The 24,860-nt window shown below is 63.1% G+C and carries 23 protein-coding genes; 8 read left to right on the forward strand and 15 right to left on the reverse strand.

Going from position 1 to position 24,860, the window contains the following annotated elements; all coding sequences use genetic code 11:
- The 4 genes from QCE49_RS24745 to acnA form a co-directional block, all read left to right on the forward strand.
- Positions 1-136, forward strand: a 136-nt coding sequence (locus QCE49_RS24745; RefSeq protein WP_309806707.1) for a citrate/2-methylcitrate synthase, incomplete at its 5' end; no start/stop codon positions are given.
- Between the two features lie 89 nt (positions 137-225).
- Positions 226-738, forward strand: coding sequence for a hypothetical protein (locus QCE49_RS24750; protein ID WP_008354065.1), 513 nt, complete (start codon positions 226-228; stop codon positions 736-738).
- A 32-nt stretch (positions 739-770) separates the two neighbouring features.
- Positions 771-2,222 (forward strand): bifunctional 2-methylcitrate dehydratase/aconitate hydratase, encoded by a 1,452-nt coding sequence (locus QCE49_RS24755; protein ID WP_250459141.1) that lies wholly within the window; start codon positions 771-773, stop codon positions 2,220-2,222.
- Positions 2,223-2,261: 39 nt separating this feature from the next.
- Complete coding sequence (acnA, locus tag QCE49_RS24760) at positions 2,262-4,967, forward strand: aconitate hydratase AcnA (RefSeq protein WP_250459143.1); 2,706 nt, start codon at positions 2,262-2,264, stop codon at positions 4,965-4,967.
- A 96-nt stretch (positions 4,968-5,063) separates the two neighbouring features.
- Here acnA and QCE49_RS24765 read toward each other — a convergent pair whose 3' ends face one another.
- The gene (locus QCE49_RS24765) at positions 5,064-5,387 is read right to left on the reverse strand and encodes a DUF2917 domain-containing protein (RefSeq protein ID WP_008354068.1); all 324 of its coding nucleotides are present in this window, start codon (positions 5,385-5,387) and stop codon (positions 5,064-5,066) included.
- Positions 5,388-5,687: 300 nt separating this feature from the next.
- Between QCE49_RS24765 and QCE49_RS24770 the strand changes: the two genes are divergently transcribed.
- Positions 5,688-7,112, forward strand: coding sequence for a PLP-dependent aminotransferase family protein (locus QCE49_RS24770; protein WP_175982956.1), 1,425 nt, complete (start codon positions 5,688-5,690; stop codon positions 7,110-7,112).
- Here the strand turns inward: QCE49_RS24770 and QCE49_RS24775 are convergent.
- Together QCE49_RS24775 and QCE49_RS24780 are read right to left on the reverse strand one after the other, a co-directional pair.
- Positions 7,109-7,939, reverse strand: a complete 831-nt coding sequence (locus QCE49_RS24775) for an NAD(P)-dependent oxidoreductase (RefSeq protein ID WP_008354070.1) — start codon at positions 7,937-7,939, stop codon at positions 7,109-7,111. The genes QCE49_RS24770 and QCE49_RS24775 overlap by 4 nt on opposite strands.
- Positions 7,940-8,066: 127 nt before the next feature.
- Positions 8,067-9,518, reverse strand: coding sequence for an NAD-dependent succinate-semialdehyde dehydrogenase (locus QCE49_RS24780; RefSeq protein ID WP_008354071.1), 1,452 nt, complete (start codon positions 9,516-9,518; stop codon positions 8,067-8,069).
- Between the two features lie 153 nt (positions 9,519-9,671).
- Between QCE49_RS24780 and QCE49_RS24785 the strand changes: the two genes are divergently transcribed.
- Positions 9,672-10,088 (forward strand): MarR family winged helix-turn-helix transcriptional regulator, encoded by a 417-nt coding sequence (locus tag QCE49_RS24785; protein ID WP_008354073.1) that lies wholly within the window; start codon positions 9,672-9,674, stop codon positions 10,086-10,088.
- 58 nt (positions 10,089-10,146) lie between these two features.
- On the opposite strand, the gene QCE49_RS24790 is transcribed toward QCE49_RS24785, so the two are convergent.
- Genes QCE49_RS24790 through QCE49_RS24800 form a run of 3 tightly spaced genes read right to left on the reverse strand, consistent with a single transcriptional unit; the run spans position 10,147 to position 12,152 of the window.
- Positions 10,147-10,758: a hypothetical protein gene (locus QCE49_RS24790; RefSeq protein WP_008354074.1), complete on the reverse strand. Its 612-nt coding sequence runs from the start codon at positions 10,756-10,758 to the stop codon at positions 10,147-10,149.
- 32 nt (positions 10,759-10,790) lie between these two features.
- Positions 10,791-11,564, reverse strand: coding sequence for a molybdopterin-dependent oxidoreductase (locus tag QCE49_RS24795; protein WP_250440360.1), 774 nt, complete (start codon positions 11,562-11,564; stop codon positions 10,791-10,793).
- A gap of 3 nt (positions 11,565-11,567) precedes the next feature.
- The gene (locus tag QCE49_RS24800; RefSeq protein WP_409017484.1) at positions 11,568-12,152 is read right to left on the reverse strand and encodes a cytochrome b/b6 domain-containing protein; all 585 of its coding nucleotides are present in this window, start codon (positions 12,150-12,152) and stop codon (positions 11,568-11,570) included.
- A 154-nt stretch (positions 12,153-12,306) separates the two neighbouring features.
- On the opposite strand from QCE49_RS24800, the gene QCE49_RS24805 reads away from it, so the two are divergent.
- On the forward strand, positions 12,307-12,978 hold the full coding sequence (locus QCE49_RS24805; RefSeq protein WP_175982952.1) for a heavy metal response regulator transcription factor: 672 nt from the start codon (positions 12,307-12,309) through the stop codon (positions 12,976-12,978).
- Positions 12,975-14,396, forward strand: a complete 1,422-nt coding sequence (locus QCE49_RS24810) for a heavy metal sensor histidine kinase (RefSeq protein ID WP_008354078.1) — start codon at positions 12,975-12,977, stop codon at positions 14,394-14,396. Before QCE49_RS24805 ends, QCE49_RS24810 begins: the two co-directional genes overlap by 4 nt.
- Here the strand turns inward: QCE49_RS24810 and QCE49_RS24815 are convergent.
- The 9 genes from QCE49_RS24815 to QCE49_RS24855 all read right to left on the reverse strand — a co-directional run bounded on the left by QCE49_RS24815 (position 14,347) and on the right by QCE49_RS24855 (position 24,845).
- Positions 14,347-15,273 (reverse strand): LysR substrate-binding domain-containing protein, encoded by a 927-nt coding sequence (locus QCE49_RS24815; RefSeq protein WP_008354080.1) that lies wholly within the window; start codon positions 15,271-15,273, stop codon positions 14,347-14,349. The two genes, QCE49_RS24810 and QCE49_RS24815, sit on opposite strands and share 50 nt — an antisense overlap.
- Positions 15,274-15,357: 84 nt before the next feature.
- A complete protein-coding gene (locus QCE49_RS24820; protein WP_309806552.1) occupies positions 15,358-16,620 on the reverse strand; it encodes a cytosine permease in 1,263 nt (420 codons plus the stop codon).
- Positions 16,621-16,649: 29 nt separating this feature from the next.
- Positions 16,650-17,042, reverse strand: coding sequence for a hypothetical protein (locus QCE49_RS24825; protein ID WP_008354082.1), 393 nt, complete (start codon positions 17,040-17,042; stop codon positions 16,650-16,652).
- Positions 17,043-17,082: 40 nt separating this feature from the next.
- Positions 17,083-18,045: a carbamate kinase gene (arcC, locus tag QCE49_RS24830; protein WP_033536053.1), complete on the reverse strand. Its 963-nt coding sequence runs from the start codon at positions 18,043-18,045 to the stop codon at positions 17,083-17,085.
- Entirely contained in the window at positions 18,042-19,469 is a 1,428-nt protein-coding gene (locus QCE49_RS24835; protein WP_250459145.1) for a DUF1116 domain-containing protein, read from the reverse strand. The genes arcC and QCE49_RS24835 overlap by 4 nt, the downstream gene beginning before the upstream one ends.
- A 14-nt stretch (positions 19,470-19,483) precedes the next feature.
- Positions 19,484-21,034, reverse strand: coding sequence for an acyl-CoA synthetase FdrA (gene fdrA, locus QCE49_RS24840; RefSeq protein ID WP_250459147.1), 1,551 nt, complete (start codon positions 21,032-21,034; stop codon positions 19,484-19,486).
- Between the two features lie 60 nt (positions 21,035-21,094).
- Positions 21,095-22,009 (reverse strand): DUF2877 domain-containing protein, encoded by a 915-nt coding sequence (locus tag QCE49_RS24845; RefSeq protein ID WP_250459149.1) that lies wholly within the window; start codon positions 22,007-22,009, stop codon positions 21,095-21,097.
- A gap of 18 nt (positions 22,010-22,027) precedes the next feature.
- Entirely contained in the window at positions 22,028-22,696 is a 669-nt protein-coding gene (locus QCE49_RS24850; protein WP_250436340.1) for a cysteine hydrolase, read from the reverse strand.
- 382 nt (positions 22,697-23,078) lie between these two features.
- A complete protein-coding gene (locus QCE49_RS24855; RefSeq protein WP_372492631.1) occupies positions 23,079-24,845 on the reverse strand; it encodes an FAD-dependent oxidoreductase in 1,767 nt (588 codons plus the stop codon).
- Between the last annotated feature and the right edge of the window lie 15 nt (positions 24,846-24,860).

Below are 24,860 nucleotides of genomic sequence, written 5' to 3' on the forward strand. Positions count from 1 at the left end.
CTTCGTGATCTCGCGCACGTCGGGATGGAGCGCGCACATCATCGAGCAACGCATCGACAACAAGATCATCCGGCCGAGCGCGAATTACACCGGTCCGGAGAATTTGAAGTTCGTCCCGATAAATAAGCGAAAATAGCGGACTGCGCGATCGGATTTCACGATGAGGAAATCCACCCCGCGCGGCAAACGCCATCCAACCCCAATGTTTTTGAAAGGTTTTTTTCGATGAACAAACTTCTGATCGCTGCAATCGCCGGCACGCTGGCTACGACGAGCGTCTTCGTCAGCGCCGACGCCTTCGCTGCGACCGCGACCGATGCAAGCAAGGCCAAAACCACGGCCAAGCGTCCCGCTCCGGCGCGCCGCCTGATCAAGCGCAGTCCCAAGGCCGAAGCGGCCGCGGCGGCCAAGGTTGATCCGATTCCCGAAGGTGCAGTGAAGTGGTCGTGCAAGGACGGCAACGCTTTCTACCTGAAAGGCGACATGAAGCGTGACGCAATCGTCACCGTGAACTGGGCCAAGAAGGATTACAAGCTGCCGCGTCAGGACACGACGACCGGTGCGGATCGTTTCCACGATTCGGCATCGGGCATGGATCTCGTCGTGATCCCGACCAAAGCAATGCTGTTCTCGGACAAGGACTCGTCGCGCCTCGCCGACGAGTGCATGACGCCCGAAATGGCAGCGGGCGGCGCAGCGCCGACCCAATCGAACGCGCTGATCAAGAACGCGGAGTAAGTTAGCTCGGCACTTAAATCAGGAATCCCTCGATGTCCGCACCGATTTCCAATGTCCGGCCCGAGCCGGACAAGGTACTCGTCGAAATAGTCGACTACGTGCTCGACTACAGTGTCGACAGCACGCTTGCGCTCGAAACGGCGCGCAACTGCCTGATCGACACGCTCGGCTGCGGACTCGAAGCCCTTTCGTACCCCGCCTGCACCAAGCTGCTGGGACCGATCGTGCCGGGCACGATCGTCCCCAACGGTGCGAAGGTGCCAGGCACCCAGTTTCAACTCGACCCGGTTCAGGCCGCCTTCAACATCGGCGCAATGATCCGCTGGCTCGATTTCAACGATACGTGGCTTGCCGCCGAATGGGGTCATCCGTCGGATAACCTCGGCGGCATCCTCGCCACGGCGGACTGGCTTTCGCGCAACGCGATCGCGTCAGGCAAGAAGCCGCTCGTCATGAAAGACGTTTTGATCGCGATGGTCAAGGCGCACGAAATTCAAGGCTGCATCGCGCTCGAGAATTCGTTCAACAAGGTCGGTCTCGATCACGTTTTGCTCGTCAAAGTGGCCTCCACCGCGGTCGTCGGGCAGATGATCGGCCTCACGCGCGACGAACTCGTCAACGCGGTGTCGCTCGCCTTCGTCGATGGTCACGCGTTGCGCACGTATCGCCACGCGCCGAACACGGGCTCGCGCAAGTCGTGGGCAGCGGGCGATGCAACCTCGCGCGCCGTGCGCCTCGCGCTGATCGCGAAGACCGGCGAGATGGGTTATCCGTCGGTTTTGACCGCTGAAACATGGGGCTTTTACGACGTGCTCTTCAAGGGCAACGCGTTCGCGTTCCAGCGTCCGTACGGCTCGTATGTGATGGAGAACGTGCTGTTCAAAATTTCGTTTCCCGCGGAATTCCATGCGCAAACGGCCGTCGAAGCGGCAATGACGCTGCACGGCGAGCTCAAGCAAGCCGGCAAATCCGTCGATGACATCCGCAAGATCACGATTCGCACGCACGAAGCCGCGCTGCGCATCATCGACAAGAAGGGGCCGCTCGACAACCCCGCGGACCGCGATCACTGCATTCAGTACATGGTCGCGGTGCCGCTGATTCACGGCCGCCTCACCGCGGCCGATTACGAAGATTCCGTCGCGCAGGACCCGCGCATCGACGTGCTGCGCGCGAAGATGGAATGCGTGGAAGACCCGCAGTTCACGAAGGACTATTTCGATCCGGACAAGCGCTCGATCCCGAATGCATTGACCGTCGAATTCAACGACGGATCGAAGCTCGCCGAAGTCGAAGTGGACTATCCGATCGGTCACAAGCGTCGTCGCGCGGACGGCATACCGCTGCTCGTCGAGAAGTTCAGGACGAATCTGGCGCGCCGTTTCCCGCAGAAGCAGCAGCAAGCGATCCTCGCGGTATCGCTCGATCAGGCAACGCTCGAAGCGATGCCGGTCAATGAATATGTCGATCTGTACGTGATTTAAGCAGCGCAATTTCCTCGTCTTAGTCCAAGGAAAATAACCATGGCCCACAATCTCCACAACACGCTCAAGGAATTCGACAGCGGTTCCGGCAAAGGCAAGTTCTACTCGCTGCCGCAACTCGGCGACGCGCTGAAGGTCAAGATTCAGCGTCTGCCGGTTTCGATTCGTCTGGTGCTCGAATCGGTGCTGCGCAACTACGACGGCAAAAAGATTTCCGAAGAACACATCGAACAGCTTGCGAACTGGAAGCCGAATGCCGCTCGCGTCGATGAAATTCCGTTCGTCGTCGCGCGTGTCGTGCTGCAGGACTTCACCGGCGTGCCGCTGCTCGCCGACATCGCCGCGATGCGCGGCGTCGCGAAGCGCGCGGGCAAGGATCCGAAAGCGATCGAGCCGCTCGTACCGGTGGATCTCGTCGTCGATCACTCGGTGCAGATCGATCACTTCCGCGAGCCGAACGCGCTCGATCTGAACATGAAGCTGGAATTTCAGCGCAACAACGAGCGCTACCAGTTCATGAAGTGGGGCATGCAGGCGTTCGACACGTTCAAGGTCGTGCCGCCCGGCATCGGTATCGTGCACCAGGTGAACCTCGAATACCTCGCGCGCGGCGTGCATCAGAAGGACGGCGTCTACTATCCGGACACGCTCGTCGGCACCGACTCGCACACGACGATGATCAACGGCATCGGCGTGGTCGGCTGGGGCGTGGGCGGCATCGAAGCGGAAGCGGGCATGCTCGGCCAGCCGGTGTATTTCCTGACGCCGGACGTCGTCGGCGTGGAGCTGAAGGGCAAGCTGCGCGAAGGCTGCACGGCGACCGACCTCGTGCTGACCATCACCGAAATGCTGCGCAAGGAGAAGGTCGTCGGCAAGTTCGTCGAGTTCTTCGGCGAAGGCACGGCGTCGATCGGCGTGCCGGATCGCGCGACCATCGGCAACATGGCGCCCGAGTACGGCGCGACCATGGGCTTCTTCCCCGTCGATGAAAAGACCATCGACTACTTCAAGGGCACGGGCCGCACCGACGCCGAAATCGCCGCGTTCGAGCAGTATTTCAAGGCGCAGAAGCTGTGGGGCGTGCCGAAGGCCGGCGAAATCGACTACACCAAGACGCTCACGCTCGATCTGGGCACGGTCGCGCCGTCGCTGGCTGGTCCGAAGCGTCCGCAAGACCGCATCGAAATCGGCAATGTGAAGAGCACGTTCATCGACCTGTTCTCGAAGCCGGTGGGCGAAAACGGCTTCAACAAGAAGGCCGCCGAGCTCGAAGCGAACTACACGACGGCCGACGGCGTGAATCTCAAGAACGGCGACGTGCTGATCGCCGCGATCACGTCGTGCACGAACACGTCGAACCCGAGCGTGCTGCTCGCCGCCGGCTTGCTGGCGAAGAAGGCCGTCGAAGCGGGTCTGACGGTCGCGCCGCACATCAAGACGTCGCTCGCGCCGGGATCGCGCATCGTCACCGAATATCTGACGAAGACGGGCCTCCTGCCCTATCTCGACAAGCTCGGCTTCACGCTCGCCGCGTACGGTTGCACGACGTGTATCGGCAATGCGGGCGATCTGACGCCCGAACTGAACGATGCCATCACGAAGAACGACGTCGTCGCGGCAGCCGTGCTGTCGGGCAACCGCAACTTCGAGGCGCGCATTCACCCGAACATCCGCGCGAACTTCCTGGCCTCGCCGCCGCTCGTCGTGGCCTACGCGATCGCTGGCAACATCACGCGCGATCTGATGACCGAGCCGGTCGGCAAGGGCACGGACGGCCGCGACATCTATCTCGGCGACATCTGGCCGACGAGCGACGAAGTTCATGCGCTGCTCAAGTTCGCGCTCGACGCGAAGGCGTTCCGCGAGAACTACTCTCAGCTCACGAAGGAAGGCGACCTGTGGAGCAAGATCGCGGGCGAAAGCGGCCAGGTCTATGACTGGCCGAAGTCGACGTACATCGCCGAGCCGCCGTTCTTCGGCAGCGAATTCTCGATGAAGCCGGCCGATTCGATTCCCCCGGTCAAGGGCGCGCGCGCGCTCGGCATCTTCGGCGATTCCGTGACGACCGACCACATCAGCCCGGCCGGCTCGATCAAGGAAACCTCGCCGGCGGGCGTGTGGCTGAAGGCGAACGGCGTGCAAAAGGCCGACTTCAACAGCTACGGCTCGCGTCGCGGCAATCACGACGTGATGATGCGCGGCACCTTCGCGAACGTCCGCATCAAGAATTTGATGATCCCGGCGAAGGCCGACGGCACGCGCGTCGAGGGCGGCCTGACGATTCATCAGCCGAGCGGCGAGCAACTGTCCATCTACGACGCAGCGATGAAGTACATCGCCGCCAATACGCCGACCATCGTGTTCGCGGGCGAAGAGTACGGCACGGGTTCGTCGCGCGACTGGGCGGCGAAAGGCACGCAACTGCTCGGCGTAAAGGCCGTGGTCGCGCGCAGCTTCGAGCGTATCCATCGCTCGAACCTCGTCGGCATGGGCGTGCTGCCGCTGCAGTTCAAGGGCTCGGACAGCGTGCAGTCGCTGAACATCACCGGCGAAGAGACGTACGACATCGAAGGTCTCGGCGACGACTTCAAGCCGCAACAGGAAGTCACGCTCGTGATCCATCGCAAGGACGGCAAGGACGATCGCGTGCAGGTGCTGCTGCGTATCGATACGCCGATCGAAGTCGACTACTACAAGCACGGCGGAATTCTGCCGTTCGTGCTGCGCTCGCTGCTCGCGGCGTAAAAGGCTCAAGCAGTTTTGCAGGTGACCGCGCTCGAAAGAGCGCGGGAACATTGGACCCGGCCACGGCCGGGTTTTTTTTCGCCCTTCTTTGGCTCCCTACGCTTTGGAGATCGCGATGCGCGGCCACGTCGTCCGGCGGGCGAACAACGCGCGCACCATCTCCCTCAGGCGACGCGCGCCCGCCCGCGTCGAATCGGACGACATCGAGAACCAGCTGGCGTCCGTCGTCCCGCTGACCCAGATCGTCGTGTAAGGCTTCAGTTCGACGGACGCGCCCGCGTCCAGCCAGTAATCGTCGGCGCCGCCTTCGATGGTCAGCCAGATTTGCCCGCGCGTCACGCGCAGCGTTTGGGGCCGATCGATCACCCAGCGCGTAGGCGCATCGCGCCCGTCGAGTTCGAATGTCCGGATTTCACGCATGATGCCGCTCCTTCAGATCGCGTAACTGAAAGGCCGCCCGACAGAGATGCAAGAGCAGCCGTTGATCCTATTATTCGACCGATTGCGAACAGCTTGAATGAACACTTGTGAACAGTTTGACCGAAACTGTTAAGCCAAATTGACCGAACAGTTCGCATCGATCTGACACTTTAAAACACTCTAGCTAGCCATTCGGCCAGTCTTGACGCGGGTTTTCGGATGCGTTCGAATGGCAAGACGACACTGGCGAACAGCGAACTCGAACTGTTCACAGCAAATCACTGAACAGTTTCAGACATCATGAATGCACTTCCGCTTCACATCGACAGCGGCACCGGCGTGCCGCTGACCGAACAGATCGTCAGTCAGATCGAAGCGATGATCCGCTCGCGCCGCGTGCTCGCGGGCGCGAAGCTGCCGTCGATTCGTCAGCTTGCCGCCGAGCAGCGCATCAGCCGCTTTCCGGTGATCGAGGCTTACGACCGTCTCGCGTCGCGCGGGCTCATTCAGCCGAAGCACGGCTCCGGGTTCTATGTGGCGAATCACGTCGATGAACGCGACAGCAACGCGGGCAATTGCGATCCGCGTCTGGCCGAAGAGGAATCGAACCAGATCCTCCAGCAGTTCAACTATCCCGGCGAGACGCTGAAGTTGTCGAGCGGCTTCATTCCCGAGGCATGGCGCGATGTGGACGGCCTGACGCAGGCGATCCGTCAGGCGTCGCGCACCGACGTATCGAGCGTGATCGATTACGCGATTCCCCACGGCGACACCGATTTGCGTCAGCAAGTCACGATGCGGATCAACGCGCTCGGCATCGACGCCGATCTTCCCAACGTGATGATCACGAACGGCGCGAGCCAGGCGCTCGATCTCGTCGTGCGCTACATGCTGAAGCCGGGCGATACGGTCTTCGTCGAGGATCCCGGTTACTACAATCTCTTCGGGCTCCTGAAGCTGCAGGGCGTGCGGCTCGTCGGCGTGCCGCGGCTCGCGAACGGACCCGACATCGACGTCGCGGAAGAACTGCTGAAGCAGCATCAGCCGAAGCTTTTCTTCATCAACACCGTGTTCCAGAATCCGACTGCGACGAACGTCGCGCCGCAAGTCGCGTTCAAGCTGCTGCAACTCGCGACCCAGCACGGCTTTTCCATCGTCGAGGACGATATCTACGCCGACTTCCAGGCCGTGCCGACGCAACGGCTGGCATCGCTCGATCAGCTCGATCGCGTGATCTATGTGGGCGGCTTGTCGAAGACCTTGTCGTCGTCGCTGCGCATCGGCTATCTCGCGGCGAATCGCGAGCTCGTGAAGAATCTCGTCGACGTAAAGGTGCTGACGAGCCTCGGCGGCACGCGCTTCGCCGAAAGCGTCGCGGCGGGCCTGCTGGAGCGCGGCACGTATCGCAAGTATCTGGAGCGCTTGCGCAAGCGCGTGCGCGATTCGCTGTCGAGCGCGGTGCAAACGCTCGAAGGCTATGGATGGGACGTGTTCGACGAGCCGAGCGGCGGCAACTTCGTATGGGCGAAAGTGCCAGGCATCGACGATTCATCCGTGCTCGTCGACGAAGCCGTGAAGTTCGGCGTCACGCTCGCGCCGGGCAGCTATTACCGCCCGAACGGCGAGGCGTGTGCGTGGGTGCGCATCAATTCGGCCTATGCGGGCGACCGGCGCGCGGCGCGCTTCTTCGAGTACATGACGGAAACCGCGGCCGCGCGCGCTTAACGACGTTCGCTGAAGAAACGTTCGAGCGCGTCCGTCGCGTCCTTGTCTTTCGCAAGCCGCGCGTAAAGTCCGGCCGCGCCTTCGTAGATGCGATGCTCCGCGAACTCGTCGCCGACGAACTCCGCGATCTCTTCCATCTCCGCGACCCAGCGATAGGCCTTCGGCGGCATGCGCGGCACATTGCCCGCGAGCCACGCGGCAAGCGCGGGCTGGCTCGCCGCGAGTTCGCTGAGAAGCGCATCGCCCGCGCCGTTGCGCATCGCGGCGAGCGCCATCGCCGAGCCGAGCGCCGTCAGCCCTTTCGTGATGCCCGCATACGACATCTTGAGCGCGGATGCGGCGCCGTTCGGGCCGTCGAGCACGCGCACGACGAGACCATGATCGGCGAGTAGCTGAGTGCGCTTTGCATGCGGTCCCGACATGTAGAACTTCGGCGCCGATGGCTGACCGATGATCGATGCATCGACGAACGGCGTGCGCGTCGGTTCGAGCGCGCGCTCGATCTGGCCGACGGTAGCGGGATTGATCGCATTGCAGTCGATGTAGACGGGCTGCGCGCTCGCGCGTTCGAACAGAGGAGCGAGGCGCTGCGCGGTATCGACAGCGACCGAGGGCGGCACGATCGACAGAATGAAGTCGCACGCCACGAGATCGTCGAGGCTTGCATCTTCCATGCTGGCTTCGCGCGCACGCGCTGCGCTCGCCGCGCTGCGTCCTTCGAGCGATGTCAGCACGCGCGCACCGCCTTGCGTGAAGGTACGGCCAATGGCCGATCCCATGCTGCCTGCGCCGAGAATTGCGATCGTCGGTTGTTTCGATTGCGTCACTTGCTGGCTCCTGTAGCTTTGTTCGATGACGATTCATACCGCGCTCATTCGTCATCCGAACTATCGGATCATCAAGGAAAGCGGCCCGTCGAAGGGCCGCCGTCCAACTAACCTACCGACTTGCGAATCAACGATGCTCCGTCACGAACTTCGTGACGAGATACGCTTCCATCGCTTCGCTGCCGCCTTCCGAGCCGTAGCCCGAATCCTTGACCCCGCCGAACGGCGTCTCCGGCAATGCGAGGCCGTGGTGATTGATCGAGAGCATGCCGCTTTCGATATCGTCCGACACCGCCGCTGACGTCGCCGCAGAGCTCGTGTAAGCGTAAGCGGCAAGCCCATAAGGCAGGCGATTGGCCTCGGCGATCACTTCGTCATACGACTTGAACGATGCGATCGGCGCGATCGGGCCAAACGGCTCTTCGGTCATGATGCGCGCGGAGAGCGGCACATCGGTCAGCACGGTCGGCGCGAAGAAGTAGCCTTCGCGGCCGATGCGCTCGCCGCCCGTCAACACCTTCGCGCCGTGCTCGCGCGCATCGGCGACGAGGCGTTCCATCGCTTCGAGGCGGCGGCCGTTCGCGAGCGGACCCATCTGAACGCCATCGTCGAGACCGTTGCCCACTTTCACCGCGCTCGCGGTGGCGACGAAGTGCTGCACGAACTCGTCATACGCGGATTCTTCGACGAGAAAGCGCGTCGGCGAGATGCAGACCTGACCCGCGTTGCGGAATTTCGCCGATGCGAGCATCTTCGCGGCGCGGGGGATGTCGGCGTCTTTGAACACGATGGCCGGCGCGTGGCCACCTAGTTCCATCGTCACGCGCTTCATGTGCTCGCCCGCGAGCGACGCAAGCAGCTTGCCGACCGGCGTCGAACCGGTGAACGAAATCTTGCGGATCGCGGGATGCGCGATCAGATACTTCGAGACATCGGCGGGCACGCCGAAGACGAGATTCAGCACGCCGGCGGGCAGGCCCGCATCGGCATATGCCTGCACGAGCGCCGCGCAGCTTGCGGGCGTTTCCTCGGGGCCTTTGAGCACGACCGAGCAACCCGACGCGAGCGCGGCCGATACCTTGCGCACCGCCTGATTGATAGGGAAATTCCACGGCGTGAACGCGGCGACCGGACCGACCGGCTCACGCGTCACGATCTGGCGCACGGCATCCGTTCGCGACGGAATCACGCGGCCATACGTGCGGCGCCCTTCTTCCGCGAACCATTCGATGATGTCCGCTGCCGACAGCGTTTCGATGCGCGCCTCGCCGAACGGCTTGCCCTGCTCCATCGTCATGATGGCGGCGATCTGTTCCGCACGCTCGCGAATGTTCTGCGCCGCGCGACGCATCAGCTTGCTGCGCTCGTAGGGCGAAACCTTGCGCCATTCCTTGAAACCGCGCGCGGCGGCGTCGGCGGCGAGCGAAAGCTCGGCTTCGCCCGCGAGCGCGAGACGGCCGATCTCCGCTTCGTTCGCCGGATTGATGACGGCCGTGTCGCGCGAACCGTCGCGCCACGCGCCGTCGATATAAAGCCGGGTATTCGGATAAGCGGGAAGGTCGGAACGAGTGTTGCTCATGCATGTCTCCTTGAGAGTGGCGTGGCCAATGTTGCTTGCGCCGGACCATATGACGCAGACGGCCATGGTATCGCGGCCACGTAAAATCTGCTGACGCGCGCTACGTTCAATCGATAGTTGCAGATCGAATTACATGACACGACGGTGACCCGTATGTTCGACCAATGCCTTTATTTCAACACCACCGCACTCGCGCGCGCACTCGAACGCGAATGGGCCAAAGCGTTCAAGCCGTTCGGACTCACGCCGTCGCAGGCGTTCATGTTGCGCGCGGTTGTCGAGCATCCCGGGCAGCTTCAAGGCACGCTTGCCGATGCACTCGCGATCACGCGCCCCACTGCCACGCGCACGCTCGACGGACTGGCGAAACTGGGGCTCGTCGAGCGCTGGTCCACTGAACGCGATGGCCGCGAATCCGCCATTCATCCGACCGATTCCGCGGTCGCGATGATGAAGCGCATCGGCGCGGTCAGCTCGGAGGTCACGCGGCGCATGAAGCGCAAGCTCGGCAACGCGCGTTTCGACGACACGGTGTCGAGCGTGAGGCATATACGCACGACGCTGGAATGACAAACGCCCGCGATCGATGATCGGCGGGCGCGTGCAGGGACTTTATCGAAGGTGACGCTTACATCGGCGGCGCGACGCCATCCTTCTCCACGACGATGCGTTGCGCCGCGAAGTCCGAACCAGCCGGAGTCGCGACGACGAACACTTTCTTTCCGGGCTTCAGGTCATCGTGCGTCGCGGGGGCAAACGTCACAACGGGCACGTTCTCCGGTACGGTCACCGAGTTCGCGCCGCCCTTGTACGAGAGCTTCAGATCGCGGCCGCTCGTGCCTTGCACGACCTGATCGACGTTCGCGTTGGTCATCGAGCTCTTCGGTCCGAGATCCCATTCATAGTGGCCTTCGCCTGTGCCGCGCGCGGCTTCCGGGAACACGAGTACCTCGGTCGCGGTGAGCTTGCCGTCGGTGCCGGTGGTCGCAGCCGTGCCGACGAACGAGCCCGGCTTGATGTCCTGCAGCTTGATGTTCTTCAGCGCGGTGACGGGCGTATCTGCCTTGACGGCGATCTTCACGGTGTCGCCGCTGCGTCGATGAACGGTCAGCGTATCGCCCGACAGCGACACGATATCGCCGCGAATGCGCGCGGGTTTCGCGGCGGGCGTCTGAGCAAGAGCCGCGGATGCGAGTGCGAGCGTCACGATGCTGACGCCAAGTTTGAGTCGAATCGACATGCAATCTCCTTCTGGTGATGAAAGCAAAGGCTTCAGGAACCGCCGAACCAGTTGTAGCCCTGGTTCTCCCAATAGCCGCCGGGATAATCGTTCGTCACAGTGATCGCGACGATGTGCTTCGGATTCTTGTAACCGAGCTTGGTCGGCATGCGCAGCTTCATCGGGAAGCCGTACTTCGCCGGCAAAATCTGGCCGTCGTAGGTGAGCGTGAGCAGCGTCTGCGCGTGCAGCGCGGTCGGCATGTCGATGCTCGTCGAGTAGTTGTCGGCGCAATGAAAGGCCACGTATTTCGCGCTCGTATCGGCGCCTGCACGCGCGAGGATTTGCGCGAATCGCACGCCGCCCCACTTGCCGATCGCACTCCAGCCTTCGATACAGATATGCCGTGTCACCTGGCTTTCCTGCGGCATCGCGTGCAGTTCGTCGAGCGTCCACACACGCTTGCCTTTGACGAGGCCGCCAATCTCCAGCTTGTATGTCGATGGATCGACTTCGGGCACTTCATCGATGTCATAGAACGCGTTGAACGGAAACGGCCGCGTGATCATCGAGTCGGGATAAGTCGGCGCGAGCTGGTTCGGGTCGAATAGCAACGCCTGCATGTCGTCGTTGAAGGATGAAATGCGGCGCAGCATCGCGTTGACCGATTTGTCGTCGGTGATGTTGCAGCCCGACAGCATCGCGAGGCCGCCCAGCGAAAGAATGCGCTTGCCGAACAAACGGCGCGCCGGCGCCTTCAGTTCCTTCGCGGCATCCTTGATGATGAGTTCAGCGTCGGGTCTCGATTTGAATAGCTTGAGCGACATGTGTTAGCGACCTCGGATCATCAGCACGAGCGAGCGCGGCACGAGCGCGACCATCGCGACGTGCACGACGAAGAACGCCACGAGAAAACTCATGCCGAAGAAATGCACGATGCGAGCGTTGTCGTAACCGCCCATCAACGTGCGAAGCAAGGGAAACTGCACCGACTTCCACACCGCGAGTCCAGACAGGATCACGATCGCGATGTCCACGATCACCGCGAGATACGCGAACTTCTGCACCGCGTTGTAATGCGTGAGATCGTCGTGACCGAGCTTGCCGCGTAGCGCGGCGAAGGCGTCGGTGAAAATGCTCTTGATGGAGAGCGGAAACATGCGGCGGCGCAGGCGTCCGGTGAAGAGATTCATCGCGACGTACACGATAAAATTCGCGACCAGCAGCCACATCGCCGCGAAATGCCATTGCAGCGCGCCGCCGAGCCAGCCGCCGAGCGTGATCGCGGACGAGAAGGTCAGCGATTTGAAAATCGGCGATGCGTTGTAGATCTGCCAGCCGCTCGTCACCATGATCAACACGGCGAACGCGTTGAGCCAGTGCGTGATGCGCAGCCATAACGGTTGGATTTGCACGTCGTCGAGCCTCGCGAGTCGTTGAGATTTCGAGGGCATGGTAGCGACGCGCCGCTGATCGATCGATGACCTCTCGATGACTTTTTTGTCATCTTTGCGAGCGTCGCGCGCGCTCTGGCTAGAATGTCGGCAATCCATCGAATGCAGTGCGAGCATGACCATCCTCGTTATCGAAGACGACCGCAAGACAGGCGACTACCTGAAGAAAGGGCTCATCGAGTCCGGCTATCAGGTCGAGCTCGTTCGCAACGGCACGGACGGTCTGCACCAGGCGCTCGCGAATTCCTACGAACTGATCGTGCTCGACGTGATGCTGCCGGGCATCGACGGCTGGCAGGTGATGTCGGCCTTGCGCGCGAAACGTGACTTGCCTGTCATTTTTCTCACCGCACGCGATCACGTGACGGACCGCATTCACGGACTCGAACTCGGCGCGGACGATTATCTCGTCAAGCCCTTCTCTTTCACCGAACTCGTCTTGCGCATTCGCACGCTGCTCAGACGCGGCGTGATGCGCGAATCCGATACGTTCCAGATCGCGGATCTTCATGTGGATGTGCTGCGTCGCAAGGTGACGCGCAAGGGCATCGACATCGTGCTCACGAACAAGGAATTCGCGCTGCTGCATCTCTTTTGCAAGCATCAGGGCGAGGCGCTGTCGCGCACCCTGATCGCATCGGAAGTGTGGGACATGAACTTCGACAGCGACACCAATGTCGTCGACGTCGCGGTGAAGCGGCTGCGCGCGAAGATCGACAATCCATTCGATCTGAAGCTCATTCATACGGTGCGCAGCATCGGCTATTCGTTCGGGGAGAATCCTTGAACCGGCCATCGCGCTCGCTTGCGGTACGTATCGCGTTGTCGTTTGCGGTGATCGTGTGCATCGTCGTCGGCATGATCGGCGCATCGCTCTATCACGCGACGAATCGCGCGCTGTCCACGCGCGCGGATTACCAGCTGATCGCGCGCGTCGAGCATTTCCGCTCGCTTCTGCACGATCTCTACACGATCAAGGAAATCGAAGCGCGACCTCGGCTCTTCGAAACGATGCTAGGCGATCGTCAGGACGTCATCCTCTTCCGACGCGCGGGCTCGGGGCCTTTCATCTACGTCAATCCGGAGAAGATGCCGTTGCCGCCGCTCGATGTCGTGCCTGTGACGCGCGCCATCGGACTCGATGACCTGTACGAAGGCTCGCGCGCGGACGGCGTGCGGATGCGCTGGGTCGGCGCGCAGGCGCGCATCGGCGAGAACGGCGAGGTCGTCGAGATCATCGCCGCGCATGTGATGACGCAGGAAGCGATCGTGTTGTCGGCGTATCTGAAGCGCGTATGGATCAACGTGATCGGCGCGGTGCTCGTGACGTTGCTGCTCGCTTACTGGGTCACGAGCCGCGGACTCATGCCGCTCAAACTGATGGCCGATAAAGCCGCCGAAATCACGCCGAACCGATTGTCCGCGCGGCTCGACGTCGCCCATGCGCCCGCCGAATTGCAAAGCCTCGCGGCGTCGTTCAATGCGATGCTCGACCGGCTCGAACACGGCTACGAGCGTCTGGTGCAGTTCTCCGCCGATCTCGCGCATGAACTGCGCACGCCGATCGGCGTGTTGGTCGGTCAAACGCAGGTCACGCTCGCGCACGAGCGCAGCGTCGCGGAGTATCGCAGCGTGCTCGAATCGAATCTGGAAGAACTGGAGCGCCTCGCGCGCATCGCGCAGAACATTCTCTTTCTCGCGCAGGCGGATCATGAGCAGCAACAGATCGAACGGGAGCGGCTCGATATCCGCGAAGCGCTCGAGACGATCGGCGCTTACTTCGAAGGCATCGCCGATGAACGCCGCATCACGTTCGATATCCAGGCCGAAGGCGAAATGCTTGCGAATGCAATCATGTGCCGCAGGGCGATCGGCAATGTCGTCGTGAATGCGGTGCGTTATGCGACGGCGGGCACCGTGGTCCGGCTGCGCGGTTACGCGGATGAACAAGGCGCGAGCATCGTCGTGGGCAATCGCGGCGCGCACATCGAGAAGGAAGAGCTCGCGAAGCTGTTCGACCGCTTTTATCGCGGCGACGCGGCGCGCAGCGAGTTCACGGAATCGAGCGGACTCGGCTTGTCGATCGTTCAGGCGATCATGCGGCTGCATGGCGGCGTCGCATCCGCCGAATCCACGCCGGACGGGTGGATCGAATTCACCTTGCGCTTCCCTGCTGCGGAGCATCGCCGCACAACCACGCCCTGAATTCCGGTCGCATCAGATAGTCGACGCACCATGCCCGCACCTTGCCGACGCCATCCGAACGATGCGCGAGGAAGAGCCGCGTCGCGTGCTTCTGCTCCTGAATCGACTTACTGACGAGCCCGGCGTCGCCGAATGCCGCGCGGATATGCGTGGGCACATAGCCGATCGCGACATTGCGCGCGATGATTCTCACGGCCATCGAAAAGTCGGGAACGAAGATCGGCTTCTGCCCTTCCAGAAGCCACGCATGCATCGGATCGAAATCGATCGACGTGTCCTTGATGCAGACCGCCGGATACTTCCGCAACTCCGCGCTTTGCAGGATATGCGGCGCATCCGCGAGCGGATGATCGGCGCCCACGAGAAAGTCCCACGCGAGATGGCCGAGCGCGACGCTCGTGATGCCGTCGGTCTTCGGCACGAAATGCGGCGCGCCGACGACGATATCCGCCTTGCTTGCATAGAGCGCGTCCCAGCAGCCGTTGTACACCTCCTGCTGGATCGTGACGCGCGTCGTCGGATACGCATCTTCCAGATCGCACAAGAACTGGATGATCGCGTCGCGCGGCACGATGTTGTTGACGGCCACGGTGAGCTCGGGCTCGATGCCCCCCTGAACGATGGCGAGATTGCATTTGAGCGCCTGCAGATCGTCGAGAATCGCCTTGCTGTGCGCGATGAAGTATTCGCCCGCCTCGGTGAGCCGGATATAGCAACCGCGGCGCTCGAACAGCTTCGCGCCGAACGATTCCTCGAGCTTCCTGACGGTGTAACTGATCGCCGACGGAACCTTGTTCAGCCGTTCCGCGGCCGCCGTGATGCTTTGATACTGCGCAACCAACCGGACTATCCGAATGCTTTCGTCCGAAGTGAACATCGAGCCTGCTTCCACATGAGTATTTGTCCTGCCACATGAGCGAAGCGCGCGATGAACACCGTGCGCTTCGCTCACATCGTTGCGTCAGTGCCCGCTGGGCTTGACAGTGCCGCTCGCCTGCGCGAACCGGCTCAGGATCATGTAGCCGATGCACGCAACGAGAATCGAATCGAGTGAGGGAATCGACGTGACCGTGAACATGCCGTTCACCGTCGCGAAACCCGTGAGCGATCCGAGAATCCACGCGACGAAGGTCATGATCTTGATCTGCGGTTCGCGCGCTGGCGCGGCAGCATCATACCCGTTGCGCCGATACATCACGAAGTCCGCGATATAGATGCCCGCGACGGGGGGCGTCGCGATGCCGAGGAACAGCAGGAACGGAATGAACCACGACATGATGTTCATGCTGACGACGATCGCCGCCAGCACGCCGAGCGCAACCGTGATCTGCCACTTCGGAAAGCGCGTGATGAGCGTCGATGTGACGAGCGTGCCCTGGAACATGTTGCCCGCGTTGCCCGTGACCGTCGCGAAGATCAGCAGCAAGGCGGCCGGCAAGGTCGCGCCGAACACGGCCATCGCGGTGAGCAGCGAGCTCTTGCCCGTGAGCACGCTCGGCGTCGCGCCCGCCCAGTACAGCAGCGGATAGGCGATCAGGAACGTGAGCAGCGCGCCGCCGACCGCGTGTTTGCGGTTATGCGTGAAGCTGCCGAAGTCGGGCAAGGTCGCGACCAGCACGATGATCGTGCCGACGACCGTCGATACCGCGACGCCCATCGGCATGCCGGCGATCGCATCGACGGCAGGCGCCTGGCCATTGAGCGCGACGCGCACGATATAGCACATCATCAACGCGATGACCGGCACGGCGAACTGCGCCACCTTGCCGAGCACTTCGAAGCCGAACGCGGTGGACGCGACGAAGATCACGCAGCCGATCGCGACGAGCAGCGGCGCGGGCACGTTCACGCCATGTTGCGCGAGCAGGTCGGCGACCGAGTGGCCGAACATGTTGGCCGTCACCGCGATCCATCCGAACAGGCTGACCGCGAGCAGCACGTTGATGGCGATCGCGCCTTTCTCGCCGAACGGATACTTCACGATGCCGTAGGTCGGCAGCCGTGCTTTCTCGCCGACCGAGATCGTGATCGACGCGAGAATCGCGAGGATCAGGCTGCCGATCCCGACGACCTTGATCAGATCGCCGTTCGACATCTGATTGCCGAGACTCGACGACGACAGCAACACCGGCGTGACGGCGATGCCAAGCAGGATCATCGCGATGCGATAGCCCGGCGCAGTGCCGGGCGAAGCGCTGACCCGGCTCTCTTTCGATTGACTCATGACAGTTCCTTTGCTGATGCCGATTCCATTCAGGGCGTGTAGTGGTGGCCGGTGTATTCGCGCCATCCGCCGGATGCCGTGATCTCCTTCTGTCCTTCGACGAGCCACGGTTCGGCGAGGACGCCGAGCACTTCGCTGCCGTCCGCGAGCACGACCTTACCGATCGAAAGACCCGCCGGTTCGCTGAGCAAGAGCGCGCCGAGATTGGCCATCGGCAATTCCCAGACTTCCAGCGATACGGCCACGCCGCCGCTCTTCACGCGCAACATGCCGGGATGACGATCGTTGATGGTCCAGATGCGATAGCACGCGTCCGTGCGATCCTCGCGCACGAATTCGCCCTTCGCCGCCAGCATGTTGTGGTTCAGCCCGAGGCCACGCATCAGCGTGCCGTTCACGGCGAGCAGTATCTTGTCGTTCATGTGTGTCCTTCTCCTTGTTGATGTCGGGGGCGTATGCGCGTTACGGCGTGATCCACGTACCCGTGCGCCGTTCGAGCGCGGGCCTGATCGCCGCCGGACTCGTGATGAGCCCTTCGCCCGCGTGGCCGTCCGGTTCAATGTGCGACACGAAGCGCAGAATCGCCTCCACTTTCGGCAGCATGCTGCCCGCGCCGAACTGACCCTGCGCGATCAGCTCGCGCGCTTCGCTCACGCTCATCGTGTCGAGCCAGCGCTGCTCGGGCGTGCCGAAGTTCACCGCGACCTGTTCGACGCCGGTCGGAATCAGCAGCAGATCCGCTTTCAGTTGCTGCGCGAGCAGCGCCGATGCGAGGTCCTTGTCGATGACCGCCTCGACGCCGGACAGCTTGCCGTTCTTGCGCACCACCGGAATGCCGCCGCCGCCGCACGCGATCACCACGCAGCCTTGCGCGAGCAGGCTCGCGATGACATCGCGCTCGATGATTTCAAGCGGCTCCGGCGACGGCACCGTGCGCCGCCAGCCGCGTCCCGCGTCTTCCATCAAGGTCCAGCCGAGCTCTTCCTGGCGCTTCTTCGCGGTCGCTTCGTCGAAGAATGCGCCGACCGGCTTGGCCGGCTTCTCGAACGCGGGATCGTCGGCGCTGACGCGCGTCTGCGTCACGAGCGCAACGACGCGCCGTTCGATGCCGCGACGGTGCAGCTCGTTGGTCAGCGCCTTCTGGAACATGTAGCCGATCGCGCCCTGCGTATCGCCCACCGCGTAGTCGAGCGGCACGGGCGCGACTTCCTGAGACGCGAGCTCGGAACGCCGCAAGATGAAGCCGACTTGCGGCCCGTTGCCGTGCGTGAGCACGACGTTCCATCCCGCCGCGATCATGTCGGCGATATGTGTCGCGCTCTCCGTCACCGCTTCGTATTGATCGGGAATGCTCAGATGACGATCGTCGCGAATCAGCGCGTTGCCGCCCACGGCGACGACTGCCAGAGGTTTTCGAACTGTCATGATGCTTGTCCGCTGTGTTGTTTGACGGTCTCGGCGAGCGCGCGAATGGCTTCGACGAAGCACTCCATCGGCGCGGTCGTGATGCCTGCGCCGATCTGCCCGACGCCTGCTTGCTTGTGAGCGATGCCCGTATTGATGACGGGCAAAATGCCGCGGTCGGCCACCTTGCGCGCATCGATGCCCGCGGCGGTCGGCGCGAAGTTGAGCGCGGGCAGCGTGAACGCCGGATTGCCGCCGAGCGTGATGGCCTGCATGCGGCGGCTGTTCGCGGTCGCATCGGCGGGCGTGCCGCCGACGAACTTCACGATCGCGGGCGACGACGCCATCGCGAAACCGCCCACGCCGGCCGTTTCGGTGATCGCGCTGTCGCCGAGATCGGCGGCTGCGTCATCGACGCCATAGCCCGGAAAGAACAGGCCCTCGACCGGATTCGCCTTCGCCTGGAACCAGCGGTCGCCGGTGCCCGACAGACGGATGCCGAAGTTCACGCCGTTGCGCGCCATCACCGAGACCATCGAGCTGAAAGGCACGTTGGCGCACGCGTCCATCATGGCCTTGCACGCGGCCATCGAGATGTTGAGGAAGAAGTGATCGTTGGCGATGATCGCCGCGCTCGCTTCGCGAATCTGCGCGAGCGGCAGTTGCGTGCCGAGCAGCGCGGGCACGATGCGCTTGATGAAGAGGCCCGTCGCCGCGCTGTTGCGGTTGTGGACTTCATCGCCCATATGCAGCGCCTGCGCCATCAGCGGCTTCAGCTCGATCTCGCCGGACACCGCGAGCGCGGCCTTCAGCGCGGGCGCGAGCGTCGCTTTCATCCAGCGCAGACGGTCGAGCACTTCCGTGCTGTTCGCGCCGAAGCGCAGCACCTTGCCGAGACCTTCGTTCAGATTGCTGTACGTGCGATGCCCGTTCGCCTTGTTCTCGACGACGAAAAGCGGCATCGACGGACTGATGATGCCCGCCATCGGACCGACGGCCTGATGGTGGTGACACGGCTCGAGATCGACCTTGCCGTCGAGAATCAGGCGTTCGGCGGCGGCGTGATCGGCGGCCCAGCCTTCGAGCATCACCGCGCCGATGATCGCGCCCTTCACCGGCCCGCACATGTTCTCCCACGCGATCGGCGGACCGGAGTGGAGAATCAGCTTGCGCGCGCTCATCGCGCTGATTGCTTCGGATGCCGTAGCGATGTCTTTCAACACCGGCTGCGCTTCGAGATAACGCGCGAATGCAATGTCGTTCGCCTGCTCGACGAGCGGATGACGCATCAGCCACGCGAGATCGAGGCCCGCGGCGACATCGCCGAGAGCGGGCGGCTGCCAGTTGACGTGACTGACTTCGCCGCCCGCGAGACGCAGGTTGTCGGCGAAGCTCGTGAGCCCGCAGTTCACCACTTTTAGTGGCTGACCAAACAATCGGTTCATTCTTTTGCTCCTTTTTACGCGTGGCGTCGCGCCTGCAGACGCGCGACGCGGCTCGCCCACAGCGCGGCCTCGGCGTTGCATCCGGCGACGAGAACGCCTGCCTCGCGCAATGCGTCGATCTGACGGCTTCTGACTTGCGGATCGGATTCCGTGCCGCACACATGCGCGATCAACAGCGGCGCGTTTTCGCGCGGCAATTGCGCCAGCAATGCGATGAGCCCTTGCGCCGGTTCGTCCGCCGCGCCGTAACCGAGCACGAGATCGAACAGCACGACGGCAGTTGCGGGATCGAGCATCTCGGCGCGCACGCGTTCGTCGCGCAGGGTCGGGTCGATCATCGGATGCGGACGGCCGCGCGTGAAATCGTCGTCGCCCATGTCGACGATCGTGTGGCCCTCGCTCTTCCAGATATCCGCGAGCTTCGCGTTGCCTTTCACCGGCGTGTTCGAGCTCGCCATGAAACCTTCCGCCTTGCAGAGCAGTTGGCTCTCGTAGCAGAACGTGCCGCCCGCGAACACGCCGCGAATGAACTTGCGGCCCGCGCCGAGCGTTTCGCTCCGCTTGACGAGCGTCGCTTCGTCGTTGGCTTCCACGCGCGCGGCGCTCGCGGGCAGCGGCGCGCCGTTCAGCAACGCGACGGCGAACTGCGCGGCATCGGCGAGCGTGTGCGCGGGCGTGAGGCCCGGCGCGCGCATCTCGTCTTCGGAAGCGCCGAGAAAATTCACGACGACGGGCTTGCCCGCCTTGCGCGCGCTCTCCAGAATGCGCTCCGCAACCGCGCGTGCGGGCGGCTTGGAGATCAGCACGATCACGCGCGTGTCGGGATCTTCGGCGAGCGCGTCGAGGCCGAACTGCATCGAAATGCCGCCGATGTCCTCATGCAGATCGTGTCCGCCCGTGCCGAGCGCCTGCGAAATGCCCGCGCCGAGCTGGTCGATACGGCAGGTGACTTCCTGCAGCCCCGTGCCCGATGCGCCCACGACGCCGATGCCGCCGCGCCGCACCACGTTGGCGAAGCCGAGCGGCATGCCGTTGACGATGGCCGTGCCGCAGTCGGGGCCCATGACGATGAGGCGCTTTTCGCGCGCGAGCGTCTTGATGGCCTTTTCGTGCGCCATGCTGACGTTGTCGCTGAAGAGCATGACGTTCATGCCGAGCTGCAGCGCCTTGATGGCTTCGGCGGCCGCGTAATCGCCCGGCACCGAGATGAGCGCGAGGTTCGACGCGGGTTCGTCGTCGCAGACCATCGCGAGACTGGTGGCCTTGAGCGCTTCGCGCGTCTGCGTGTCGGATGTCGACGCGCGCGCGCTCAGGCGTTCGCGAGCGAGACCGAGCGCTTCTTCGCAAGCGGCTTCGTCGCCGCGCACCGCGATGACGAGATCGTTCGGGCTTGCTTTCGCGTCGTCGCCGAGTCCGGCGTCGGCGAGCTGCACGAGATTGGCCGGCGTCCCCATGACGACGGACGCCTGCTCGACGCCCGGCAGCTTGCCGATATGCGCCGAAATCTGCATCAGGGAAACCGAATCCTGATACAGATTTTTGAATATTTCGATTTTGATGGCCATTGCACCTCTCCGTTCTTTAAATGCGATTCGCGGTTTCTTGAAAACAGAATCGCAAATGCTTCAAGCCGATTCCGGGAATAATGATTTCGCTTCGCGCATTGGAATCGTTTCTCGCCATGCGCGCATGCCGTGCAAAATGCCGCCGAGACAATCCACGCCGGACGACGCGCCCCAGCGCATCACGGCATCGGCGGCATGTTCGATATCCGCGCTTTCGTCCGCCGCCGATGCAATCGCGATAAATCGATCGACCGGTTCGTTGAAATGTCCGTCGAGCGCGAGTTGCAGGTAATGGCGGCTGATATCGTTCGTGCGATGCAGATTCGCGCGCAGCTCGGTCGACAAGACATGCCGGTGCGCGTCGATTTGCGGATCGCCGCGCGCGGCCCAAATCGCCGCGAGATAGCCGAGCAGATAATCGTCGCCGTCGGGCGTGAGACCGCCGCCGAGGCCGACGAGCGCGTGAACCGTGGCAGCGAGCGTGGCGGGGTCATCGTGTGGACTCAGCCTGACGGCGCGCGCGTGCGCCGGCCAGCCCGGCAGCCACTGCAGCGCGCCTGCCACGGCGTGCCGCGCGCAGTGCGCCGCAAGCCGCGCCGCGACGCGCTCATGCCGCGCCGACAACGCATCCGGCGACATCCGCACGCCGGTTCCGCTTTGCAGCGCGGGCTGCCAGCACGCCGCGCCGGTCAGATCGACCTGCCACGTCGCGCCGGTCAGACGGCCATTGGAAAACGGGACGCGCTCGCCAGGCCGCGCATGGTCGCGCCAGTCCCAATCCGGCGGCGCGCTCACGCGCGCGCCGCACGACAGGTTCTCGCACGCGGCATCGACGAGCGTGAACCAGTCGCCCGTCTGCGCGACGAGATTGAGCGCGTGCCTGAAACTGCTGTGCACCGCGAAATCCCCGGTGCGCGACAAGCCCGGCCGCGCCAGATAGCCGATGCTCAGGCCGCGTAGCGTGATCGGACTCATGCGCAGGCTCAGCGCGCCTTAGCCGCGCAGCGCTTCGATGACCGCGCCGGCGTCGCTGACCCAGCCGAAGATCGCGCCTTGCGCCTTGATCATCTCGAGCGCGTACTTCTGGAACTCGGGGAAGTACGAACCGACGCAATCCTGCGGCACGATGCATTCGAAGCCGCGATCGTTGGCCTCGCGCACGGTCGTCGTCACGCACACTTCGGTCGTCACGCCGCACACGATCAGCGTGCGGATATCGTGATTCTTCAGGATGAGATGCAGGTCGGTTTCATAGAACGCGCCCTTGCCCGGCTTGTCGATGACCGGCTCGCCCGCGACCGGATACAGTTCCGGAATCAGGTCGTGGCCCTTCTCGCCACGCACGAGGATGCGGCCCATCGGACCGTCGGAGCCGATGAAAGTCTTGCCGCCGCGCGTGAGTTTGGCCGGCGGGCAATCCGTCAGGTCGGCGCGATGGCCTTCCCGCGTATGAATGACGAGCATGCCGGCGTCGCGCGCCGCGGCCAGCACGCGCTTGCACGGTTCGATCGCGGTGCGCACGAACGACACGTCGTTGCCCAGCGCTTCGCCGAATCCGCCGGGTTCGACGAAATCGCGTTGCATGTCGATCATGACGAGCGCCGTGTGTTTCGGCTCGAAAGCCAGATCGAAAGGTTCGGCGCGGAAATGTTTTTGCGTCACGGCATACTCCTCTTCTTCGTTGAATTAAATGGATCGGTTCGATTGGTTTAAACGCACGAACTCATAAGTAATTCGAAATAATTGAATTCTCCGTTCGCGCGATTATTCGATTCTTAATGCCACTGAAAATCAGTGCGGTTCAAATTCGACAGAACTTCGAACTGATTATAGGCAGCGCGAATTGGAACACGATGAAATGATTGAACGCCGAGGATCAAATTTCTCGAAGCTCAATAATGAGCGCCCAGAGCGTCAATACTGGCGCGGCTTTAGACAGTCTTTTGCAACTGAGTCGGAATGTCGCGTGAGTCGCGTGATATTCGAAAATAAAAACGGCCACTGTCGAGTGGCCGTTTTTATCGTCCGGAGCGTGATGCGCGTTTCACGCCACGGGCACGCTCAAAGCTTCGCGCTTCGCGAGCAAGCCGTGAATCTGCGCGACGACCGCAGCGCCTTCGCCGACCGCCGCCGCGACGCGTTTCGTCGAACTCGAGCGCACGTCGCCGATAGCGAACACGCCCGGCACGCTGGTTTCCAGCGCCATGACGCCTTCCGTGCGCCCTTCGTGGGCCTCCGGTCCAGTCAGCACGAAGCCTTTCCCGTCGACGTTCACGTTGCAGTTGCGCAACCAGTCGGTATTCGGGTCCGCGCCGGTGAAGAGGAACAGATGCCGCGACTCGATCGTGAGCGGCCCATCCGGCGACTTGCAATTGACCGCGGTGAGCGCGCGGCCGTCGCCGTCGAGCGAGGTGATCTGCGTATGCGTTCGCACCGTGACGTTCGGCAGCGAGCCGATGCGCTCGACCAGATAGTGCGACATGCTCGACGACAGCCCCGCGCCGCGAATCAGCACATGGACGTGCTTCGCATGCGTCGCGAGATAGACGACGGCCTGTCCCGCCGAATTGCCGCCGCCGACGAGCACGACTTCCGCGTTCTTGCAGAGCTTCGCCTCGACCGGCGACGCCCAGTAATACGTGCCGTGCCCTTCATACCGATCGAGCCCCGCGATGTCCGGCCGCCGATACGCCGCACCCGAAGCGATCACGACCGTCTGCGTCGTCACGCGCGTGCCGTTCTGTAGTTCGATCTGGATCGGATTGCAGTCGCAATGCAGCGCCTTGATCTTCGTCGGAATCGCGATATGCGCGCCGAACTTCTGCGCCTGCACGAACGCGCGACCGGCGAGCGCCTGACCCGAGATGCCGGTCGGAAAGCCGAGATAGTTCTCGATGCGCGAGCTCGCGCCCGCCTGCCCGCCCGGCGCGCGGCAATCGAACACCGCGACCGACAGACCTTCCGACGCCGCGTACACCGCCGTCGCGAGACCGGCCGGACCCGCGCCGACGACGGCGACATCGTAGACATGCGCGGGATCGAACTCCGGCAGCCAGCCGAGCTGCGTCGCGACCTGATTTTCATCGGGCGCGCGCAACACGGTGCCGTCCGGGCAGATGACGAGCGGGAAATCGGCCGTCGATGCCGAAATGCGTTCGAGCAGCGAGATCGCATCGGGGTCGGTGCAGGCGTCGATCACCGTGTGCGGATAACCATTCCGGCGCAGGAAGCCTTGCAGCGACACGAGACGGCCGTCGTCGGACGGGCCGAGCAGCACCGGTCCGCTGCCCTTTTCGATGAGGCCGACGCGCCGCAGGATCAGCGCGCGCATGATGCGCTCGCCCAGTTCCGCTTCGGCGACGAGCAGCGCCCGCAGACGCTCCGGCGGAATCACGATGCCATCCACTTCGCCGACCGCCATGCCGTCGACGAGACACGGCTTGCCCGAGAGTTGCGCCACTTCCGCGAGAAAATGCCCCTCGCCGTGCTCGCGCACGATGTGCTCGATGCCGAGCGCATCGCGCCGCGTCACGCGCACCGCGCCCTTCAGGACGATCACCATGCCGCGCCCGGTTTCGCCGACGCGGAAAATCCACTCGCCCGCGCGATAGTGCGCCGGCGTGCCGAAGCGGCTCATGCGCTCGATCTCGTTATCGGTGAGGCGCGGGAACATCTGGTGCACGCGGCTTTCGAGCGGCGAGAAGGGCGCGTTGTCGTCGCTCGTCGAGGATGCGGCGGCGGGCGTCGGCACCACGTTCGGATTCGGACTCTCCATCGGCTCGCGCGCGCTCCATGCGACGACATTCGGCATGTCCTGAGAGGACTC

It is taken from the genome of Caballeronia sp. LZ008, from assembly GCF_031451435.1.
GTDB classification, from domain to species: domain Bacteria; phylum Pseudomonadota; class Gammaproteobacteria; order Burkholderiales; family Burkholderiaceae; genus Caballeronia; species Caballeronia zhejiangensis.

What these genes read in the sequence shown, in the direction of transcription:
- QCE49_RS24765 (WP_008354068.1), bottom strand. Translation starts at nt 5,387, where the DNA reads ATGCGTGAAATCCGGACATTCGAACTCGACGGGCGCGATGCGCCTACG.
- QCE49_RS24835 (WP_250459145.1), bottom strand. Translation starts at nt 19,469, where the DNA reads ATGAACCGATTGTTTGGTCAGCCACTAAAAGTGGTGAACTGCGGGCTC.
- arcC (WP_033536053.1), bottom strand. Translation starts at nt 18,045, where the DNA reads ATGACAGTTCGAAAACCTCTGGCAGTCGTCGCCGTGGGCGGCAACGCG.
- acnA (WP_250459143.1), top strand. Translation starts at nt 2,262, where the DNA reads ATGGCCCACAATCTCCACAACACGCTCAAGGAATTCGACAGCGGTTCC.
- QCE49_RS24805 (WP_175982952.1), top strand. Translation starts at nt 12,307, where the DNA reads ATGACCATCCTCGTTATCGAAGACGACCGCAAGACAGGCGACTACCTG.
- QCE49_RS24825 (WP_008354082.1), bottom strand. Translation starts at nt 17,042, where the DNA reads ATGAACGACAAGATACTGCTCGCCGTGAACGGCACGCTGATGCGTGGC.
- QCE49_RS24795 (WP_250440360.1), bottom strand. Translation starts at nt 11,564, where the DNA reads ATGTCGCTCAAGCTATTCAAATCGAGACCCGACGCTGAACTCATCATC.
- QCE49_RS24785 (WP_008354073.1), top strand. Translation starts at nt 9,672, where the DNA reads ATGTTCGACCAATGCCTTTATTTCAACACCACCGCACTCGCGCGCGCA.
- QCE49_RS24755 (WP_250459141.1), top strand. Translation starts at nt 771, where the DNA reads ATGTCCGCACCGATTTCCAATGTCCGGCCCGAGCCGGACAAGGTACTC.
- QCE49_RS24770 (WP_175982956.1), top strand. Translation starts at nt 5,688, where the DNA reads ATGAATGCACTTCCGCTTCACATCGACAGCGGCACCGGCGTGCCGCTG.
- fdrA (WP_250459147.1), bottom strand. Translation starts at nt 21,034, where the DNA reads ATGGCCATCAAAATCGAAATATTCAAAAATCTGTATCAGGATTCGGTT.
- QCE49_RS24750 (WP_008354065.1), top strand. Translation starts at nt 226, where the DNA reads ATGAACAAACTTCTGATCGCTGCAATCGCCGGCACGCTGGCTACGACG.
- QCE49_RS24855 (WP_372492631.1), bottom strand. Translation starts at nt 24,845, where the DNA reads ATGCCGAATGTCGTCGCATGGAGCGCGCGCGAGCCGATGGAGAGTCCG.
- QCE49_RS24790 (WP_008354074.1), bottom strand. Translation starts at nt 10,758, where the DNA reads ATGTCGATTCGACTCAAACTTGGCGTCAGCATCGTGACGCTCGCACTC.
- QCE49_RS24845 (WP_250459149.1), bottom strand. Translation starts at nt 22,009, where the DNA reads ATGAGTCCGATCACGCTACGCGGCCTGAGCATCGGCTATCTGGCGCGG.
- QCE49_RS24815 (WP_008354080.1), bottom strand. Translation starts at nt 15,273, where the DNA reads ATGTTCACTTCGGACGAAAGCATTCGGATAGTCCGGTTGGTTGCGCAG.
- QCE49_RS24820 (WP_309806552.1), bottom strand. Translation starts at nt 16,620, where the DNA reads ATGAGTCAATCGAAAGAGAGCCGGGTCAGCGCTTCGCCCGGCACTGCG.
- QCE49_RS24780 (WP_008354071.1), bottom strand. Translation starts at nt 9,518, where the DNA reads ATGAGCAACACTCGTTCCGACCTTCCCGCTTATCCGAATACCCGGCTT.